Genomic DNA, 17974 nt, shown 5'->3' on the forward strand with positions numbered 1-17974 from the left:
CGGATTGGTGGCGGCTTGGCGGGCACCCACCCACGAAAGAACCCGCCCGGCCTGTGGGCCGGGCGGGTTCGGGCGGTGCTGGGAGTTCCGCTCAGGCGACCAGGGCGGGCCGGCGCGCCGGATCGCCGTCCCGGTTGCGGACGACGGACAGGCAGGACCGCACCAGCGAACGCTGCCCGGGATCGGTGACCCGGGGCAGGGCGCGCTGCAGGACGTCGAGGAGCCGGCGGTTGACCGCACCGTGGTGCGGCGGGTGCCACGACAGCTCACCGACCGCCGCGACCGCCGCGGTGACCAGCCGGGACGCGTCCGGGCCGGGCCCGGCGAGCGCCTCCTCCATCGCCTGGATCAGCACCGGGAGGCCGTCCTGATGGTTACCGGAGCGGTACAGCGACGTGCCCAGCCCCATCAGCAGCGGATAGCGGTCGAGGTCGTCCTGCCCGGTCAGGTCCGCCGCGGACAGCGCCCGCCGCCACAGCGCGGCGGCGTCGGCGAACGCGAGATTCGCGGCGGCGACCCGGGCGGCGGTCGCGGCATGGGTCACCGCGTGGGCGGCGGCGGCCGGGTCCAGCTCGGCGGCGAGCAGCCAGTGATGGGCGGTCTCAGCGGCCCGCTCGGGTTCGTTCGCCCAGGCCCGGGCGGCGGCCGCGCCGATCCGCAGGTGCCGGCGGACCCGCCGCAGCCGGCCGGTCGTCTCGTACAGCACCTCCCGGGTCACCGGATGCGCGAACCGGAACCAGCCCAGCCGGCGGTCCTCGGCGACGAGACCGGCCGCGACCGCCGCGTCCATGGCCCCCAGCGCCGCCTCGACCTCGACCGACGCGGCCTCGGCGACCACCTCGATGTCGAAGGACCGGCCCGCCACGGCGGCGACCGACAACAGCTCGGCCGCGGCCACCGGCAACCGGCCGACCCGGCGCAGCACCAGATCACGCACCGGCACCGGCACCGCGACGTCGTCCGGGCGGTCCTCCTCCCGCGCCCCGTCGAGCTGCTCGATCAGCTCCCGCAGGATGAACGGATTACCCTCGGTACGGGCCCACAGCCGCTCCGCCGCCGGCAGGCTGACCGTCCGCTCCAGCACGGCACCCGCGAGCGCCCGGACATCGCGGGTGTCCAGCCCGGTCAGCTCGACCCGGGCCGCACCCGCCCGGGCCAGCGCCGGCAACGAGACGCCCAGCGCGGCCTCCTCCCCGCAGCGGTAGGAAGCGATCACCAGCAGCCGCCCGGCCGGCACCGAACCGGCAAGATGGGCGAGCAGCCGCAGCGAAGCCGGGTCGGCCTGATGCAGCTGGTCGAGGACCACCACGAGGGCAACGGCACGCGAGAGCCCGGTCAGATACCCGACGATCGCCTCGAACCCACGCAGCGTGTCACCGGCCGTCGGCAGCCCGGCGCCGTTCGGCGGCATCCCGGTGTCGTTCGCGTTCTCGCTTCCGGTGGCGTCCATCAGCAGACCGGGGCCGTTCGCGGGGGCGTCGGGCGGTGAGCCGGCCGCCAGCAGGGCGGTCACCGCGGCCGGCAACGGGTGGTGCGGGAACATGCGGGCGGCTGCGCGCAGCACCTGTTCCCAGGGCCATAGTGGGGGCACCGCGACGTGCTCGGGGCAGGTGCCCCAGAGCACCGGCGCGCCGGCCTGCCCGGCGAAGCGCCGCAGCAGGGCGGTCTTGCCGATGCCGGGCTCACCGGACACCGTCACGATCCGGCCGCGTCCGGCGGCCGTGGCCTCCACCGCCTCGGCGAGCAGCCGCAGGGCCGGTTCCCGGCCGACGAACGGCTCCGGCTGTTCCGCGACGGCCGGGTGTTCTGCGACGGCTGGGTGTTCTGCGACGGCCGGCTGTTCCGCGACGGCCGGCTGTTCCGCGACGGCCGGCGCCACCCGGGTCCGGGCCGGGCCGGCTCCGGCCGGCTGCCAGTCCAGGTCCGGGTCCTGGGCCAGGATCTCCTGCTGGAGGCGTTGCAGCGCGGGCCGGGGGTCGATGCCCAGCTCCTCGGCGAGACGGGTACGGATGGTCCGCAGCACCCCCAGCGCGTCGGCTTTGCGGCCGGTCCGGTACAGCGTCAGGCTCAGCAGCTCACCGCCGTACTCGCGCAGCGGATGGGCCTGGACCAGCGCCTCGAGCTCGGGCAGGGCCACCTCGTGGGCGCCGACGGACAGCAGCGCCGCGCACCGCGCCTCGACGACCGACAACCGCAGTTCCTCCAGGCGGGCGACCTCGGGGACCACGTGGGTCACCGCGGCGACCTCCGGGTAGGCCCGGCCGCGCCACATCGCCAGCGCCGCCTCGAACTCGCCGAGTGCCCGCGGGGCGTCGCCGCGGTCCCAGGCCTGCCATCCGGCGGTGGCCCGGGCCCCGAACCGGTGGACGTCGACCTCGACCACCCGGCCGTCCAGCAGGTAGCCGCCGGGGCAGGTACGCAGCACCGCGGCCGGCTTGCGCGGGGCCCGGTCCGGCTCCAGCACCCGGCGCAGGTTGGCGATGTACGCCTGCAGCGAGGTCATCGCCGATCGGGGCGGGGCTCCCGCCCACAGCGTCTCCAGGATCATGTCCACCGCGACCGGTTGCCCGATCCGGCTCACCAGCAGCGCGAGCAGGGCCCGCTGCTTGGGTGTGCCCAGTCCGGCCGGCCGGCCGCCGACCAGCGCCTCCAACGGGCCCAGGACCTGGAACTCCACCATGGCCGGTGCCGGCTCCGGCGGCGGTGCGGCGGATGGCCGGATATCGACGACCATCATGCCCGTCATGCGGCGATCCGGTCGCGAAAACAGACTGAATACAACATATGAATGCCCTTTCCCCGTGGGCACGAAGGCTGAGTTTACGTGCCGACGGGGACCCTACCTGCGAAGGTCCCCGCACCGCGACCCCGTTCCCGGACGGGTTGCGACATCCCGCACTCCGCAGCCCGCGGCACGCCCCGGCCACTGAGGACCGACGCGCCGGAAGGACCCGGGTTTGACCTTTCTCGAGAAGAGCCGCACTCTGTTGGCATCGATCGAGATTGACGCCGGCGGGGACCTCCCCCGGTCCTCGACACCCGGAGAAAGGGCAATTGTGTTCGCCGCCTACGTAACGCTCAACATCGCCGCCGCGCTATTTTCCGGCTTCGCCGCCGTGACCTACCTGATCAATCACTCCTACCCCCGGGCGCAGATGGAGATCAAGCGCCTGCCGATGTCGTGGATGCCCCGCCTGGGTGGAGCACTGGCGGCGGGAGCGGTCGGCCTGCTGGTCGGATTCGCGGTCCACATCGTCGGCACCCTGGCCGCACTCGGCCTGGTGCTGTATTTCATCGGCGCATTCATCGCGCACATGCGGGTGGGTTCCCGCAATCTTGTCGGATGGGCCATCTTTTTTGCCACCACGGTGGCCACCCTCTGGGTCAACCTGGCCCACCACGGTATTTCCTGAAACGTTCCGCAATCGACGGTCGACTATGGTCTCGCGGGGTCGCGCGAACGGTTCACACCGGATCGCCGCCCGCGAGCCGGGCCATTTCCGCAATGTGTTCCGCGCGCCGCACGAGCAGCCGTCGCAGATAGGGCGCCACCATCCATCGGGTGACGACCGAACCCAGCATCCCGAATGGCGCGGCCACCGACATCCGATCGGTCATCCGGGTACGCGCGGCTCCGACCTGCTCGAAGGTGTGCTCGTGCCGCATCATCCGGAAAGGACCGCGGACCTGTTCGTCGACAAATCGGTGCGGCCGGTCGTACATGGTGATCCGGCTTGTCATGCGCCACCGAATGCCGAAGTGCCGGGCACGGAACGTGACTTCATCCCCGGCTGACAACCGGCGCCGGCCGGTGCTCGTCCTGGCGGTTTCCGCACTGCCCGCCAGGGACGCGGCATGGACATCCATGTCGAGCTCGAGATCGAAGACAACCGCTCGATCGGCGGCGATCTCGGTGACGACCTCGATGACCACGGGCACGTCACCAGCGTATCCGGATCGCTTTCCGCCCTGCCGGGGAATCCCGCTCAGGAACAGCTCAGAACGGCCTTGCCGACAACCGCCCCGGCCGCCAGCCGGCGCATCGCCTCCGGGGCCCCGGCGAGCGGATGCGTCTCGCCGATCAGCGGGGTGACGGCGGTCAGCGCCGCCAGATCAGCCCGCGTGGTGACGACGATCGGGGCGCCCAGCCCGTGCTTGACGAACGGGCTCAGCGCGAACAGCCCCAGGTTGCGTTCCAGGCCCCCGAACCACCGGCCGCCCCGCTCGCCACCGGCGATCATCAACCGGCCGCGCGGGGTGAGCAGCGCCCGCAGCTCGCCGACCGGCCGGTTGCCGGCGATGTCCACGATCAGGTCGTAGCGCCCGGTGAACGGCTCGCGGGTGTAGTCGATCACCGCGTCCGCGCCGAGGCCCCGGACCGCCCCGGCCTTGGCCGTGCCGCACACCCCGGTGACCCGGTCGCCACGCGCTCTGGCCAGCAGCACGGCCAACGACCCGACCCCACCACCCGCGCCGATCACCAGCACCTCGAGCCCGCCACCGGTGGTGGCGGGGTGGCCGCCGGCGGGAATGGCGGAGTGGCCGCCCGCGGCGGGGATGGTCGGGTGGCCGCCCGCGGCGGGGACGCTGGGGTGGCCGCCGCCGGGGTGGCCGAGCATGCGGCGGGCGGTGGCGCCGGCGGTGGGCAGGGCCGCGGCCTGCTCGAAGGTCAGGTGGGCGGGTTTGTGCAGCAGCCGGGCGGGGCGGGCGGTGGCCAGCCCGGCCCAGCTGGACGTGCCGGAGCCGAACACCTCGTCGCCGGGGGCGAAGCCGGTCACCCGGGCGCCGACCGCCTCGACGACACCGGCCAGGTCCATGCCGGGGGTCGGGTTGCGGGGCCGGCGTGGACCGAAGCCGAGCCGGCTGATCAGCGGCAGGCCGGTCATCGCGTGCCAGGCGCCGCGGTCGACGCCGGCCGCGTGCACCCGGATCAGCACATCCTCCGGGCCGGGGACCGGGTCGGGAACGTCGGCCAGGTGCAGCACGCCGGCGTCGCCGTACGTCTCGTGGACGATGGCTCTCATGGGGTATCCCCTTCAGCGCCGGGATAGTGGAAGACGTCGTCGAGGCCGACGCCGAACGTGCGGGCGATCAGGAACGCCACTTCCAGCGAGGGTGAGTAGCGCCCCTGCTCGATGGCGATCACGGTCTGCCGGGTGACCCCGATCCGGTCGGCCAGCTCGGCCTGGGTCATCTCGTCGTGGGTGAACCGCAGCGCGCGGATGGTGTTGGTGATCCGGGTCGGCTTCACCACGGGTGGAAACCCCGGCGGTAGGCGACGATCTTGGCGACCGAGCCGAGCACCGCGGAAAGGACGAATCCCAGGTAGATGACGTTCGCGATCCAGAAATAGCGTGCCTCGGTCAGCGCCAGCAGCAGGGCGCCGACCGCCCCGGCCACCACCAGCGACTGCCCGATGTGGTCGCCGAACCGGCCGATCTCCCGGTCACGCTGGTCGGTGCGCCGGTCACCGGCGAAGAAGACGCCGGCCACGATGTTGCCGGCGATCGCCCCGCCGACCGTCCCCAGCAGGGCCGGGACGTAGGAGAGCCCGGCGAGGAGCAGGACCAGATATATCACGTACGCGAACAGGCCGATCACTGCGAGTGACCAGGCCCGGCGTTCTTCGGTGGTCATGCGTTCAAGGTAAAAGATTCCTTACATGACGTCAATAATTTCTTACATCGTCGCGATACCGGCCGGGCGGCACGCCGTACGCACGGCGGAACGCGGCCGTGAACGCGTACGGCGTCGAATAGCCCACCTTGCGCGCGACGGCCGACAGCGGCGCGGAACTCTCCCGCAGCAGGCGGGCGGCCAGGTCGAGGCGCCAGCCGGTCAGGTACGCCATCGGCGACGTCCCGACCGCGGCCCGGAACCGCCGGGTGAACGCGGTCCGCGACATCCCCGCCACGTCGCTGAGCTGCCGCACCGTCCACGCCCGCCCGGGGTCGGTGTGCATCCCGACCAGCGCGTCGGTGAGGCCCGGTTCGCTGGTCAACGGCCACTGCCCGGGGGCGCTGTGCGTCTGGAGGTGCCGCAGGATGTGCACGATCATCAGGTCGATCAGCGCGGCCCGGCTCGCGTCCCCGCCCGGCTGCTCCGTCGTACAGGTGTCGCTGAGCATGTCCACGACCATGCGTACCTCGGGGTGCCGGTCGTAGTCGGGGGTGAACGCCAGGACCTCCGGCAGGTGCCGCAGCACGCCGGGCACCCGGCCCTGCTGCAGCGGGTACATCCCGCAGAGGAACTCGAACTCGACCGGATGCGGCGGTGGCGGCACGTCGGCCATCTCGATCGGTGGGAGCTCACCCAGCGTGCAGGGCAGGCGGGAGATCCCGTGCTCGGCCCCGGCCGCGGTGAAGACGACGTCGCCCGGCCGCAGTGCGACCGGCGCCGCCGTATCGGTGATCAGCCACCCGTCACCCGACAGCAGCACATGGAAGCCGATCATCGGCATCGCGGGGAGCCGCAGGCCACGGGGGCCCGACTCGGCGACCCGGCGCCCATTGGCCCGCCCGACCCGGACGCTGCTGATCGCCGCGGTGATCATGTCCACCGGGCCGAGGGTACCCACCCGCGTATCCATCCGGTCCGGCCGCGTATGGCCGCCGCCGGGCGCCGCTGCTTACCTGGAACCATGATCGACATTTTGGCCGCGAACGCGGAGCGGACCGAGCAGCAGGACCGGCCGACCGCCGACAGTGTGCGAGCGGCACGCGAGGCGGGCGCTTTCGCCCTGGCCACCCCCGAGGTGTACGGCGGCAGGTCCGCGAATGCCACCGAGATCGCCCGCACCCTGACCGGCATGGGGCGGGCATGTCCGGCCACGTCCTGGATCGCGGGCACGTGCCTCACCGCGAAAACCCTGGCCGGCGGGTACGACGAGACGGTGCTGAAGGAGCTGTTCGCCGACCCGGACGCGCTGTTCTGCGGGACCGGCGTGCCGTCGGGACGCGGCGAAACCGAAGCTCACGGCGTACGCGTCAATGGTCGTTGGGTCAGCGTCTCCGGCTGCGAGGACGCGCAGTGGGCGGGTTTGGCCCTCATGGTCGACGGGGTGTTCTCGTTCGCGCAGATCCCGCTGGCCGACCTGAGCATCGACCGCACCTGGCAGATGGCCGGCATGCGCGGCACCGGCAGCCACACCGTGGTCGCCGAGGACGTGCTCGTCCCGGCCGGCCGGGTGACCCCGTTCAAGGGCCCGTTCGGCGTCGCGACGATGCAGCTGTTCGCCATCAGCGTGCTGGCACCGATGGTGGGCGCGACGTTCGGCGCGCTCGACGTCATCACCGCGATGTTCGCCTCCGACCGCAAGCCCTACATGACCGCGTACGCGAACATGGGCGCATCCCCGGGTGCGCGGCAGTGGCTGGCCGAGGCGACCACGCTGGCGCAGCGGGCCGAACGCACCATGCTCGCGGTGGCCACCGAGATCGACGCCGGCACCGGCCTCACCGACGCCGACGGCAGCCGCCTGCACCTCAACCTGAGCGAGGCCGCCCGGGACTGCCGCGCCTCGGTCGAACTCATGCTCGACCTGCACGGCACGAGCGGCTTCCGGACGTCCAACCCGCTGCAGCGGTTCTGGCGCGACGTGGCAGTCGGCAGCCGCCACCCGCACCTCAACGCGTACCTCGCCGTGGAGGGTTTCGGCCGCACCGTCGCCGGTGTCACCGGGTAGGGGTCGCCCACACCATGCCTCGCTCGATGATGGTGCGGACGCTGGGGTGTTCTAGCACGTCCAGGCTGTGTCCCGGGGTCGTCACCACGATCCGGCCGGCGCCCCAGAGCCGGGTCCAGACCGCGGGCGAGGTGACCGGCCGGTGCCACGGTTGCCACGGCCGCACCGGGTGGGTGGTGGTCGCGAGCACGTCGATCAGGTCGTCGTGCAGCACCCAGTACTGCTCCGACTCCAGCGCGAAGTCGTCGAGGCCGGCGGTGACCGGGTGGGTGCGGCCCAGCGGGGTCACCTCGACGGTGTGCGGCAGGAAATTGTCCTCCGGGCCGCCGCCGCACTCACCCGGCTCCTTGCCCGGATGGGTCACGAACTGGCCGCCGACCAGCTGGAGGTACTCCGTCGACGCGCGGTAGGAATCCACGATGCCGCCGTGCCAGCCGGTGAACCCGGTGCCGGCCGCGACGGCCGCACGCAGCCCGGCGATCTGGTCGTCGTCGATCTCGCCCATGGAGACGCACTGCACGATGAGGTCGGTGCGCGCCATCTCGTCCGGGTCCGCGTAGGGCCCGGGCGAGTCACTGACCCGCACCGAGTAACCGGCGTTCTCCAGGAACGGCCGGAACAGCTCCGTCGCCTCGACCGGCCGGTGCCCCGCCCAGCCGCCGCGCACGATCAGGGCGTGCATCAGGCGGCGTCGGCCAGCAGCTGGAATTCCTCGTCGGTCAGCTCGATCCCGGCCGCGCCGAGGTTCTCCTCGAGGTGCCGCACCGAGGACGTACCCGGGATCGGGACCATCACCGGCGAGCGGCGCAACAGCCAGGCCAGGGCGAGCTGACCGGTGGTGACGCCGGGGTGGTTCTTGGCCACCGCGTCCAGCGGACCGCCCGGGCGGGCGAGAGCCCCGGCGTCGACCGGCGCCCACGGGATGAACGCGATGCCCTGGTCGGTGCAGAAGTCGAGCAGTTCCTCCGCGCGCCGGTCACCGAGGTTGTAGCGGTTCTGCACCGAGACGACCGGGACCCCGGCGTCCTGCGCGGCCCGCACGTCCGCGACATCGACCTCGGAGAGCCCGACCTGCTTCACCAGGCCCTCGTCGAGGAACGCCCTGAGCTCGCCGAACTGCTCCTCGCGCGGGGTCCGCGGGTCGATGCGGTGCAGCTGCCACAGGTCGATCCGCTCGACGCCGAGGCGGCGCAGCGACATGAGCAGGCACTGGCGCAGGTATTCACGGCGGCCCAGCGGCGGCCACACATTCGGGCCGCTGCGGGTCAGGCCGCCCTTGGTGGCGATGACGACGTCGCCGTAACCGCTGCCGTCGTGCAGGGCTTCCCGGATCAGCTCTTCGGAGACGTACGGACCGTAGGAGTCGGCGGTGTCGATGAAGGTGACCCCGAGCTCGACGGCCCGGCGCAGCACCCGGACGGCCTCGTCATGGTCGCGGGGCGGGCCCCAGACGCCGGGTCCGGTGATCCGCATGGCCCCGAAACCGAGCCGGGACACGTTCTTCCCACCAAGATTGATCATGACGTAAACCTATCCCCGGACGCCTCGGAACAGTAAGGAAACCGCGCGATTCATGACCTTGCGCCGACAGTGAATCATGTCGCGCATGACCTATGTGGACCCCAACTCGCGCGCGGTCCGGATCCATGTGCGAGCGCACGATCCGGTCGTCGCCGAGGGCGTCGTCGACTTCCTGCGGGGCACCCCCGCCGTCGTCGTCACGTCCGCCCCGGACGGTGGTCCGGCGGACCTGCTGATCGTGGTCGCCGGACCGGTCGCCGACGAACCCGAACCGCCCGTGCCCACCGGCGTGCCGACGATCCTCATCGTCGAACCCGCCCCGCTCGTCGACCTGCTGCGGCTGATCGCGGCATACCCGGTGGTCGCGGTGCTGTCCCGGGCCACGATCACCCAGCGCGGCCTGATCGATCTCGTCGGGCTGGCACTCAGCGACCGCCGCCACCTGGAGACGACCGTGCTGCCCGCCGCCCGGGCGATCGCCGTCGAGCACGACACCGGCGCCGGCGCCGGCGCCGGGACGGACCGGCGCCGGCCGTGGCTCAGCGACCGCGAACGGGCGGTGCTGCGGCTCATGGCGGAGGGCTACGAGACCGACGAGGTCGCCGAGAAGCTCAACTACTCGGCCCGCACGATCAAGAACATCCTGCGCGGCGTCACGCTCCGGGCCGGGCTGCACAGCCGTACCCACGCGGTCGCCTGGGCCATCCGCGAGGGACTCATCTGATGTCCTGGCCGTACTGCGCGGCGAGGGGTGCCAGGTCCGGCTCGCCGTAGTGCTCCACCATGGCCGCGAACACCGCCACCTTGTCGTCGCCGAACCGCAGGACCGATCTCTGGTACGACGTGGCGGACACGAACACCGGCGGCGTCCTCTTGCTGTGAAACTTGTCGGCGTACATGACCAGGCGCTCCTCGTCCGTCGTGGCGGTGTAGTCGCCGGGCGGCAGCGGCAGCGCCTGCCGTTCGATGTCCGCCCGGGTGACACCGACGCCGGTGTGACAGGAGCAGAAACGGCACACCCGTTCCGCCAGCCCGGCCGAGCGCAGCATGTCCCGGCCGAGCACGCCGTGCCGGATGTAGTTGGCGCCGTCGAGGTCGCCGGACGGCAGGAAGAGCGCGTACACGCCGATGTCGTGCAGCAGGCAACCGGCTCGGACCAGCGCCACATCCACGTCCGGCGCGGTCCGGTCGATGATCTGCTCGGCGATCCGGCACACGATCTCGCAGTGCTCGTAGACCAGGTCGAAGGCCTCGCGGGTGGGCGCGAACCGCTCGTGCAGGGCGCGGATCCCGGCGTCCGTGGGGATCGGCCCGCTCATGCGGTGGCGATGGAGATCGTGGTCCACGACACCGGCGGCAGCTCGATGGTGAGGATGCCGTCGGCCAGGGACACGGTGTCGTTGCCACGCGGTCCGACCCGTTCGGTGTCACTGAGGTCGTTCACCGCGTACACGTCCCGGTCCCAGATGCCCTGGGCCGTGACCGTGCCGGTCGCGCCCAGCGCGCGCACGTCGACGGTGACCGAGGTGGCCTGCGCGGTGTGCCGGTTCTGCAGGAACACCGACACCGACGAGCCGTCCGAGGTCGCCGCCGCGGCCACCACCGGGACGTCACCGAAGCGGGACGTGAGCGTGGTGTCCGCGTCGAGGACGACCCGCAGCGCGTCACCGTGCGCGGCCCGCGAGGTGAGCGAGAACGGGAAGAACGTGGTCTGGCGCCAGGCCGGTCCGCCCGGCTCGGTCATGATCGGGCCGATGACGTTGACCAGCTGGGCGAGGCTCGCCGAGGTGACCCGGTCGGCGTGGTTGAGCAGCGAGATGAGCAGCCCGCCGAACGTGACCGCGTCCGCGACCGAATAGATGTCCTCGAGCAGGCGCGGGGCGACCGGCCACTCGTCGATGGTGAACGTGCTCTCCTGCTCCTTCCACTTCGTCAGATACCAGACGTTCCACTCGTCGAACGAGATGTTGATCCGCTTGTCGGTGCGCTTGAGCGCCCGGACGTGGTCGGCGGTGGCCACGACCTGTTCGATGAACGCGTCCATGTCGACCCCGGAGGCCAGAAAACTCGCCAGGTCGCCGTCGAGCTCCTCGTAGTACGCATGACAGGAGATGAGATCGACATCGTCGTACGTGTGCTCGAGCACCACGCGTTCCCACTCGCCGAACGTCGGCATCTCCCGGCCCGACGAGCCGCAGACCACCAGCTCCAGACCCCGGTCGACCTGCCGCATCGCCTTCGCGGTCATCGCCGCCAGCTTGCCGTAGTCCTCGGCGTCGCGGTGCCCGAGCTGCCACGGCCCGTCCATCTCGTTGCCGAGGCACCACATGCCCACCCCGAACGGCTCGGCCCGGCCGTTGGCGGTGCGCTGCTCGGTGCGCGCGGTGCCGGACGGCACATTGGCGTACTCGACCAGCTCCATCGCCTCTTTCGGCCCCCGGGTGCCGAGGTTGACGGCGAGCATCAGGTCGCTGCCGACCTGGTCGAGCCAGCCCTGGAACTCGTGCAGACCGACCTCGTTGGTCTCGGTGGAGTGCCACGCCAGGTCGAGGCGCCGGGGCCGCTCGGCGACCGGGCCGACCCCGTCCTCCCAGTTGTAGCCGGACACGAAGTTGCCGCCCGGATACCGGATGGTGGTGACGCCGAGCTCCTTGACCAGCTCGATCACGTCCCGCCGGAACCCGTCCGGGCCGGCGCTCGGGTGCGCGGGCTCGTGGATCCCGTCGTACACGTGCCGCCCGAGGTGTTCGACGAACCCGCCGAACAGCCGCCGGTCGACCGCGCCGATCGTGAACGCCGGGTCGAGGATCAGGTGCGCGCGAGGCTTACGGGGCTCCGTCATGGTATCGATCATCGCTCAGCCGCGGCCGCACCCCGCGAGCCGGCCTGACGTCGCGAGCCGGCCCGACGTCGCGAGCTGGCCCGACGTCGCGAGCTGGCCCGACTTCGCGAGCCGGCCGGACCAGGGCGGCGACCAGGACGAAGCTGACGCTCACGAGCAGGGCCCACGAGCTGAGCTTCGACAGGTGCACGACCCGCCACACGCCGGCCTGGTCGGGGTACTCCCAGGCGCCCAGGAACGTCGCGGCGTTCTCGGCCAGCCACAGGAACGTGCCGATCAGCGCGAACGACAGGGCGAGCGGCATCGCATACCGTTTCTGCCCGACCCGGTAGGTCACCAGGGTCCGCCACGTCGCGGCGAGCAGGGCCACCACCGCGACCAGCCGCAGGTTGGGCAGCCAGTGGTGGGTGAAGAAGTTCGCGTATACGAACAGGGCGGCCGCACCGGTGGCCAGCGGGCGGTAGCCGAGCAGTCCCAGGTCCAGCCGCCGCCAGGCCTGGCACATGTAGCTGCCGACCGCCGCATACATGAAGCCGCTGTACAACGGGACACCCAGGACCTTCGTGTACGCGTCGTCCGGGTACGACCACGAGCCGGCGCGCACCTTGAACAGCTCCAGCGCCAGCCCCACCACGTGGAACAGCGCGATGACGAGCACTTCCCGGCCGGTCTCGGCGCCGGCCGCCCACATCACCACGGTCAGCGCCACACAGCCGATCAGCAGCGCGTCGTAACGGGCGAGGGGCAGCGGAAGGACCTCGGCCAGCGCGAGCATGGCGAAGAATGCCACCGCGTAGCCACAACTGAGCGCCTCTTGCCAGGCGAATCGCACCAACTGCACGACGGCGACCCTGCCAGCCGGTCATGACCGGCGGCCCCGCCCACGATCGTGATGGCACTTTCCCGGGACTCCCCACCTCACGCGCCGGGCTTCAGTTCGAGTTCGGTCCAGAGCTCGAAGCAGTTGCGGCGCGACAGACTGGACACGCCGATCGAGGCCCGCCCCGCGATCCCGGCCTCCCGGCCGAACACGTCGATGAACAGCTCCGAGACGCCGGCGGAGACCAGGTGCAGGTCCTCGAAGTCGTCGGTGGTGCGCAGGAAGCACAGGTTGCGGCCGATCGCCGCCACCTGGTCCAGGCTGCCGACGGCGAGCCGGATCAGGCCGAGCGCGTTGACCGCGGTCAGCCGGGCCGCCTCGTACCCCTGCTCGACGGTCAGGTCGTCGCCGAAGCGGCCGGGATGCAAGCGGTTGCCGGCCCGGTCCTCCGGGGTCAGCCCGGACAGCAGCAACAGGTCACCCACCCGGTGGAACGGCTTGACCGTGCCATACCGGCCACCGTAGGGCGGATCCGCATAGTCGGGAATGCTCAGGCCGAGGGCAAGGACCCGGCTCTCAGGCGTCTCAGTCACAGATCTCCTCCAAAAACGGTGCAACCTTCCGAACCTTGGATCCGTAGAATTTATATGTGGATCCAATTCGAGGGAAGTGCCATACTCCGACGAACACCCTCACACCATGACGGCAACCCAGTCGTACGCCGTCCGGCCGGGCTGAGCCTGGTCACGAATTACCTGGCACAGCGGACCACCGACACGCCCCTCAGGGCGGTCCGGCCGCGGCGGGAGATCGACTTGCCGCGATCTTCGTACGTGTGTTCGAATACTGCGATGCTGGAACCGGCGATCAACCCCCGCGACGTATCCGATCTTGCCGCCACGCTCGTCGAGCGGGCCGCGGCCTGCGACCCGGCGATCCACGCCGAGCGGGACCTGTTCGACACGCTGGCGCGCGCCTACTTCCGGGATCGCGAACGGGCACTGGCCGGGCCGGCGGTGCCCTTCACCACGCTGATGCTGGAAGCAGCCCGCATGATCAGCGACCATCGGCTCGAGGAGGCGATGCGGCACGGCACCCCACCCCGGCCATTGAGCGGCGACGCGCGGGTCCACCACGTGATCACCGGGGTGCTGGACCGGCTCCCACCGGAGCGGGCCTTCCAGCTGGCCGACGCGATAACGGGGATCCGCCCCTTCCCCGGCACATCGCTGCACGACGGCGGCCGCGCGATGCGGTTCGCCGACGTCCCCGGGGTCCGGTCCGGCAACGGCCGAGGGACGCGACGGGCCGAGCCCCGAAGCCCTGCCCGGCCAGACACGGCCCGACCCGCCGTGGCCCGACCCGCCGTGGCACGGGCGGAGATGGCACGGGCGGAGATGGCACGGGCGGACATGGCACGGGCGGACATGGCACGACCCGGCGTGGCCCGGGCGGACATGAGCCGGACGGACGCGGCGGCATGAGTGCCGGGACGGTCGGGCGGGCGCTGGCCCGGCTCGTGGCGGGGACGGCGGTCTGCGCGGCGGCCGGCGTGCTCGCCTACCTGGCGGTGCCGCCGCACGCGACGCGGCTCGAAGCGGCCGGTGAGCAGTGTTCCTCGCTGCCCGCCGACGCCTACCACGCGTGCACCGCGCCGGCCGTTCTCGAGCTGATCGCCTGGGCCGGCCGCGGCGTCCTGACCGGCATCGTCGTGCTCGGAGTGCTCTTCGCGCTGCACCCATGGTGGATCCGGCGGCGGGACGCCCTGGTGCCCCTCGACGACAAGGCGTTCACCGCACTCCGATCGGAGCTGTCGGCCCTGGCCGGAGTCCATCCGGCCGGGACGCGCCCGGTCCGCGCGGAGCCGACCTGGCTGCTCGCCCCGTATTCGTATGCCGATCGGAGCCGGGCGTTCGGGCTGCCGTGGCGGCCGTTCATCCGGCTCGACGTGGGCCTCGGCATCCTGTTCCGCACCGATCGGGCCCGGTTCCGCTCCGCGGTCGGCCAGGAGCTCGACCGGTTACGCGACCGGTCGGCGGGCACCCGCTGTCTCGCGGGCGGCTGCCTGCTGGTCCTGACAGCGGCCGCACCCTGGGCGATCCCGGCACAGCACCGGTCGTCCACGATCGACGCGTGCCTGATCGGGTACTGGACCGAGGCTCCGTCGCTGCGGCCGGTGCTCCTGCCGGACACGACCGTCGCCTGGGCGGCACGCGAGGCGGCGATCTGGTCCTTCACCGGCGACGGCACCGTGACCCTGCATCTGGGCGACGAGTCGATCCGACCCACGCCCCCGGCCGCGAACACAGCCGACAGCACGGTCCGGGCGGTCGACTACCGGGGTGCGGGCACGATCCGGTGGCGGATGACCACGCGGCAGGGCCGGATCGAGCTCACCGAGCCGGTGGTCGAGGCGACGCTGACCCGGCCGGGTGGCGCCACCCGGGTCCCGGACGCCGGTGAGTTCACGTTCCCCGGCGGATATGCGTGCCGTGGTGACACCGCGACGATGCCGACCGAGCTCGACGACATCGAGCTGCGCCGCGTCGGGAGTGCCGTCAGGAGACCGGCTGGGGGAAGCGGCTGATGGCTTCCGCGGCACGACCGGCCGCGGCGGTGATCTCGGCGATGTCGGCGTCCGAGAACGCGTGCCGGCCCGGTGCCATCACGCAGTGGCTGCCGACGATGTGGCCGTCCGGCAGCACGAGGGGGGCACCCGCGTAGGAACGGACCAGGCCCGCGCGTACGGCTGGGTTGAACCGGTGTTCGTCGTCCTCGGCGAGGTCTTCGCGGACGTAGGGGGCCTCGTCCAGGACGACGTGCGGGCAGAAGGAGAGCTCGTTGGGCGAGCCGCCGATGACCGAGAGGAAGTCGGCCTCCCCGGCATTGGTGGCCATGGTCGCGGTCGCGGTGTCGAGGACGGCCTGGACGGCGCTCAGCGGCATGTCGAGGCGCTCGGCGCTCTCCCGGCAGATCTCCTCGAGTTCGGCGATCAGCTCCGGGTGGAACAGGTCGTAGGCGGCCATGGCTCGCAGGCGCTCGAGGTCGGCGAGTTTGGCGGTGTCGGTGGTCATCGCGGGTCTCTTTTCTCAGCGGGCGTCCGCGACGACGGCGGCGGCCGCGGCCAGGTAGTCGTAGGACTTGATGCGGATCACGAGGGCCCGGCCGGACAGTGCCAGGACCGGGTCACCGGCGAGCATCACGTCGGCCAGGCGCTGGACGGCGGACGGGTCGGTCTCGTGGCCGGTGAGGCCGGCCTGGGTGAGCAGTTTCTGCCACAGCTCGCCGGTGCCGTGACCGTACAACTGGTCCAGTGCCTGGCGGGCCTCGGCCAGGTCGGGGCGGCGCATGTGGTAGGGATCGGCCGTCATGACGTCCTCGTTTCTCAGTAGCTGAACCGACCGACCAGGTTGTTGAGCTTGACCGCGAGACCGGACAGGTCGTCGGCGGCCTCCTTGCTGGACTGGGCGGCGTCCGAGGTCGCCTCCGTCACCTGGGACACCGCGGCGAAGCTGGCCTGCACGTCGCCGCTGCCCTGGGCCGCGTCGCTGATCGAGCGGGTCATCTCGTTGGTCGTGGCCGACTGCTGCTCCACGGCGGAGGCGATGGTGGTGCTGTAGTCGGTGATCTGGTTGATGACCTCCTCGATCCGGGCGATCGCCGAGCTGGCGCCCTCACTGCGCTGCTGGATCGCGCCGATCTTGGCGGTGATGTCCTCGGTGGCCCGGGCGGTCTCCTGGGCGAGGTCCTTGACCTCGCTGGCCACCACCGCGAAGCCCTTGCCCGCGTCGCCGGCCCGGGCCGCCTCGATGGTCGCGTTGAGGGCCAGCAGGTTGGTCTGCTCGGCGATCGAGGTGATCAGCCGGACCACGTCACCGATCTCCGTGCTGGCCTGGCCCAGTTCGGCGATCTGCGAGCTGGTGTCCTTCGCGATCGCCATCGACTCCTGGGAGACCTGTGCGGCCAGGCTCGCCGTCGTGGCGATCTCGCGGATGGACGCGGTCATCTGCTCGGCACCGGCCGCTACCGACTGGACGTTGGTGCTGATCTGCTCCGCCGCACCGGCCGCCGCACCGGCCTTGCCGGAGGCTTCCCCCGCGCCGATGGTCAGTTCGTCGCTGACCTTCGACAACTGGACCGCGGCCGAGGACAGGGCGCTCGCGGTGCCGACCAGCTCGCGGACGGTGTCGGCGACCGAGGTGACCGCCTGGTCGAGGTCGCGGCCCATCGCGCCCATCTCGTCACGCGAGTCCAGCCCCGCGGAACGGGTCAGGTCGCAGGCGGCCAGCCCCTCCACCGCGTACGAGACCTTGCGGACACCCGCGAGCACGGACCGGCCGATGTAGGCGGCGAACGCCAGCGCCGCCAGCAGACCGGTGACGAGCAGGACGATGATCTCCGTGCGGGCGGTCCGGAACGCCGCGGACGCGGCTTCCTGGCGTTTCTTGGCGTCGGTCGCCTCCGCCTGACCGAGCTGCTCGGCCAGGTCGTTCGCCTTGGTCGCGGCGGGCAGGGTGATCTCGTCGCGGGCTTTCTCCACCCCGACGAGGTCACCGCGGCGGGCGGCGGGCAACAGGTCGCTGTCGCGCAGTTTCTGGAACTCGGACCAGGTCGTGCCGAGTTCGTCGGCAAGGGCCGGGGAAACGGTGTTCACCCGGTATGCCGCGAGGTCGGCCTCGAACGCGGTGTCGTTGGCGGTGATGGCCTGCTGATACTTGGTGAACGAGGCCTCGGTGCTGGAGATCGCGTAATTGAGCATGTTGCGCCGGGTCTGGTCCATGACCAGCTTCACCGTGTCGATCTGTTCGACCGGGATCAGACCCTGCTCGTAGATCTGGTCGGCGTCGTCGCTCATCCGTTGCATGCCGAGGATGGCGACGGCGCCGACCAGCAGCGCCACCACCGCCATCAGACCGACCGCGGCGGCGATCTTCGTCAGGATCCCGCGGTCGGCCACGAGATGCGCCGCGCTCCACTGTCGTTCCGCCATCGGCGTATCCCTTCCCCGGTGTCCCGCTGCCACTCCCCTGCTCCTGTTCGGCACCGTCGCGGAAACCCTGAGCTGGCCGGACGGTCACCCTCCGTGGGATCGCTCCCACGTGCACCC

The 17974-nt window shown here is 71.6% G+C and carries 20 protein-coding genes; 5 read left to right on the forward strand and 15 right to left on the reverse strand.

Annotation, left to right across the window (positions count from 1 at the left end; all coding sequences use genetic code 11):
* Nucleotides 1–91: 91 nt before the first annotated feature.
* Nucleotides 92–2746 carry a BTAD domain-containing putative transcriptional regulator gene (locus ACIA6A_RS17440; protein WP_396098688.1) on the reverse strand — a complete coding sequence of 885 codons (2655 nt, stop codon included), beginning with the start codon at nt 2744–2746 and terminating at the stop codon, nt 92–94.
* 211 nt (nt 2747–2957) lie between these two features.
* Between ACIA6A_RS17440 and ACIA6A_RS17445 the strand changes: the two genes are divergently transcribed.
* Complete coding sequence (locus ACIA6A_RS17445; protein WP_396098689.1) at nt 2958–3413, forward strand: DoxX family protein; 456 nt, start codon at nt 2958–2960, stop codon at nt 3411–3413.
* A 52-nt stretch (nt 3414–3465) separates the two neighbouring features.
* Here ACIA6A_RS17445 and ACIA6A_RS17450 read toward each other — a convergent pair whose 3' ends face one another.
* The 5 genes from ACIA6A_RS17450 to ACIA6A_RS17470 are packed head-to-tail and all read right to left on the reverse strand — an operon-like array spanning nt 3466 to nt 6577.
* Nucleotides 3466–3939, reverse strand: a complete 474-nt coding sequence (locus ACIA6A_RS17450; protein ID WP_396098690.1) for a cyclase/dehydrase — start codon at nt 3937–3939, stop codon at nt 3466–3468.
* Nucleotides 3940–3986: 47 nt separating this feature from the next.
* Entirely contained in the window at nt 3987–5024 is a 1038-nt protein-coding gene (locus ACIA6A_RS17455) for an NAD(P)-dependent alcohol dehydrogenase (RefSeq protein ID WP_396098691.1), read from the reverse strand.
* Nucleotides 5021–5254 carry a helix-turn-helix transcriptional regulator gene (locus tag ACIA6A_RS17460; RefSeq protein ID WP_396098692.1) on the reverse strand — a complete coding sequence of 78 codons (234 nt, stop codon included), beginning with the start codon at nt 5252–5254 and terminating at the stop codon, nt 5021–5023. The genes ACIA6A_RS17455 and ACIA6A_RS17460 overlap by 4 nt, the downstream gene beginning before the upstream one ends.
* Nucleotides 5248–5637, reverse strand: a complete 390-nt coding sequence (locus ACIA6A_RS17465; protein ID WP_396098693.1) for a hypothetical protein — start codon at nt 5635–5637, stop codon at nt 5248–5250. The genes ACIA6A_RS17460 and ACIA6A_RS17465 overlap by 7 nt, the downstream gene beginning before the upstream one ends.
* A 31-nt stretch (nt 5638–5668) precedes the next feature.
* A complete protein-coding gene (locus tag ACIA6A_RS17470) occupies nt 5669–6577 on the reverse strand; it encodes an AraC family transcriptional regulator (RefSeq protein ID WP_396098694.1) in 909 nt (302 codons plus the stop codon).
* Between the two features lie 63 nt (nt 6578–6640).
* Here ACIA6A_RS17470 and ACIA6A_RS17475 point away from each other — a divergent pair, with 63 nt between their 5' ends.
* On the forward strand, nt 6641–7684 hold the full coding sequence (locus tag ACIA6A_RS17475; protein ID WP_396098695.1) for an acyl-CoA dehydrogenase family protein: 1044 nt from the start codon (nt 6641–6643) through the stop codon (nt 7682–7684).
* Here ACIA6A_RS17475 and ACIA6A_RS17480 read toward each other — a convergent pair.
* Nucleotides 7674–8366 (reverse strand): ThuA domain-containing protein, encoded by a 693-nt coding sequence (locus ACIA6A_RS17480; protein ID WP_396098696.1) that lies wholly within the window; start codon nt 8364–8366, stop codon nt 7674–7676. The two genes, ACIA6A_RS17475 and ACIA6A_RS17480, sit on opposite strands and share 11 nt — an antisense overlap.
* A complete protein-coding gene (locus tag ACIA6A_RS17485) occupies nt 8366–9205 on the reverse strand; it encodes an aldo/keto reductase (protein ID WP_396098697.1) in 840 nt (279 codons plus the stop codon). The genes ACIA6A_RS17480 and ACIA6A_RS17485 overlap by 1 nt, the downstream gene beginning before the upstream one ends.
* An 85-nt stretch (nt 9206–9290) precedes the next feature.
* Between ACIA6A_RS17485 and ACIA6A_RS17490 the strand changes: the two genes are divergently transcribed.
* Nucleotides 9291–9929, forward strand: a complete 639-nt coding sequence (locus ACIA6A_RS17490) for a response regulator transcription factor (protein ID WP_396098698.1) — start codon at nt 9291–9293, stop codon at nt 9927–9929.
* Here ACIA6A_RS17490 and ACIA6A_RS17495 read toward each other — a convergent pair.
* From ACIA6A_RS17495 to ACIA6A_RS17510, 4 genes are all read right to left on the reverse strand, one after another.
* Nucleotides 9922–10524: an HD domain-containing protein gene (locus tag ACIA6A_RS17495; protein ID WP_396098699.1), complete on the reverse strand. Its 603-nt coding sequence runs from the start codon at nt 10522–10524 to the stop codon at nt 9922–9924. The genes ACIA6A_RS17490 and ACIA6A_RS17495 overlap by 8 nt on opposite strands.
* Nucleotides 10521–12047, reverse strand: a complete 1527-nt coding sequence (locus tag ACIA6A_RS17500; RefSeq protein WP_396098700.1) for an alpha-N-arabinofuranosidase — start codon at nt 12045–12047, stop codon at nt 10521–10523. The genes ACIA6A_RS17495 and ACIA6A_RS17500 overlap by 4 nt, the downstream gene beginning before the upstream one ends.
* On the reverse strand, nt 12031–12888 hold the full coding sequence (locus ACIA6A_RS17505) for a DUF817 domain-containing protein (RefSeq protein WP_396098701.1): 858 nt from the start codon (nt 12886–12888) through the stop codon (nt 12031–12033). The genes ACIA6A_RS17500 and ACIA6A_RS17505 overlap by 17 nt, the downstream gene beginning before the upstream one ends.
* Before the next feature lie 77 nt (nt 12889–12965).
* Nucleotides 12966–13460, reverse strand: coding sequence for a RidA family protein (locus tag ACIA6A_RS17510; protein WP_396098702.1), 495 nt, complete (start codon nt 13458–13460; stop codon nt 12966–12968).
* A 258-nt stretch (nt 13461–13718) separates the two neighbouring features.
* Between ACIA6A_RS17510 and ACIA6A_RS17515 the strand changes: the two genes are divergently transcribed.
* Both ACIA6A_RS17515 and ACIA6A_RS17520 read left to right on the forward strand, forming a co-directional pair.
* The gene (locus ACIA6A_RS17515) at nt 13719–14351 is read left to right on the forward strand and encodes a hypothetical protein (RefSeq protein WP_396098703.1); all 633 of its coding nucleotides are present in this window, start codon (nt 13719–13721) and stop codon (nt 14349–14351) included.
* Entirely contained in the window at nt 14348–15454 is a 1107-nt protein-coding gene (locus tag ACIA6A_RS17520) for a hypothetical protein (RefSeq protein ID WP_396098704.1), read from the forward strand. The genes ACIA6A_RS17515 and ACIA6A_RS17520 overlap by 4 nt, the downstream gene beginning before the upstream one ends.
* Here ACIA6A_RS17520 and ACIA6A_RS17525 read toward each other — a convergent pair.
* Genes ACIA6A_RS17525 through ACIA6A_RS17535 form a run of 3 tightly spaced genes read right to left on the reverse strand, consistent with a single transcriptional unit; the run spans nt 15426 to nt 17857 of the window.
* The gene (locus ACIA6A_RS17525) at nt 15426–15941 is read right to left on the reverse strand and encodes a GAF domain-containing protein (RefSeq protein ID WP_396098705.1); all 516 of its coding nucleotides are present in this window, start codon (nt 15939–15941) and stop codon (nt 15426–15428) included. The genes ACIA6A_RS17520 and ACIA6A_RS17525 overlap by 29 nt on opposite strands.
* 15 nt (nt 15942–15956) lie before the next feature.
* Nucleotides 15957–16238, reverse strand: coding sequence for a hypothetical protein (locus tag ACIA6A_RS17530; RefSeq protein WP_396098706.1), 282 nt, complete (start codon nt 16236–16238; stop codon nt 15957–15959).
* A 14-nt stretch (nt 16239–16252) separates the two neighbouring features.
* Nucleotides 16253–17857, reverse strand: coding sequence for a methyl-accepting chemotaxis protein (locus ACIA6A_RS17535; RefSeq protein ID WP_396098707.1), 1605 nt, complete (start codon nt 17855–17857; stop codon nt 16253–16255).
* Between the last annotated feature and the right edge of the window lie 117 nt (nt 17858–17974).

It is taken from the genome of Actinoplanes sp. NPDC051494 (assembly GCF_044454705.1).
Classification (GTDB): Bacteria; Actinomycetota; Actinomycetes; order Mycobacteriales; family Micromonosporaceae; genus Actinoplanes.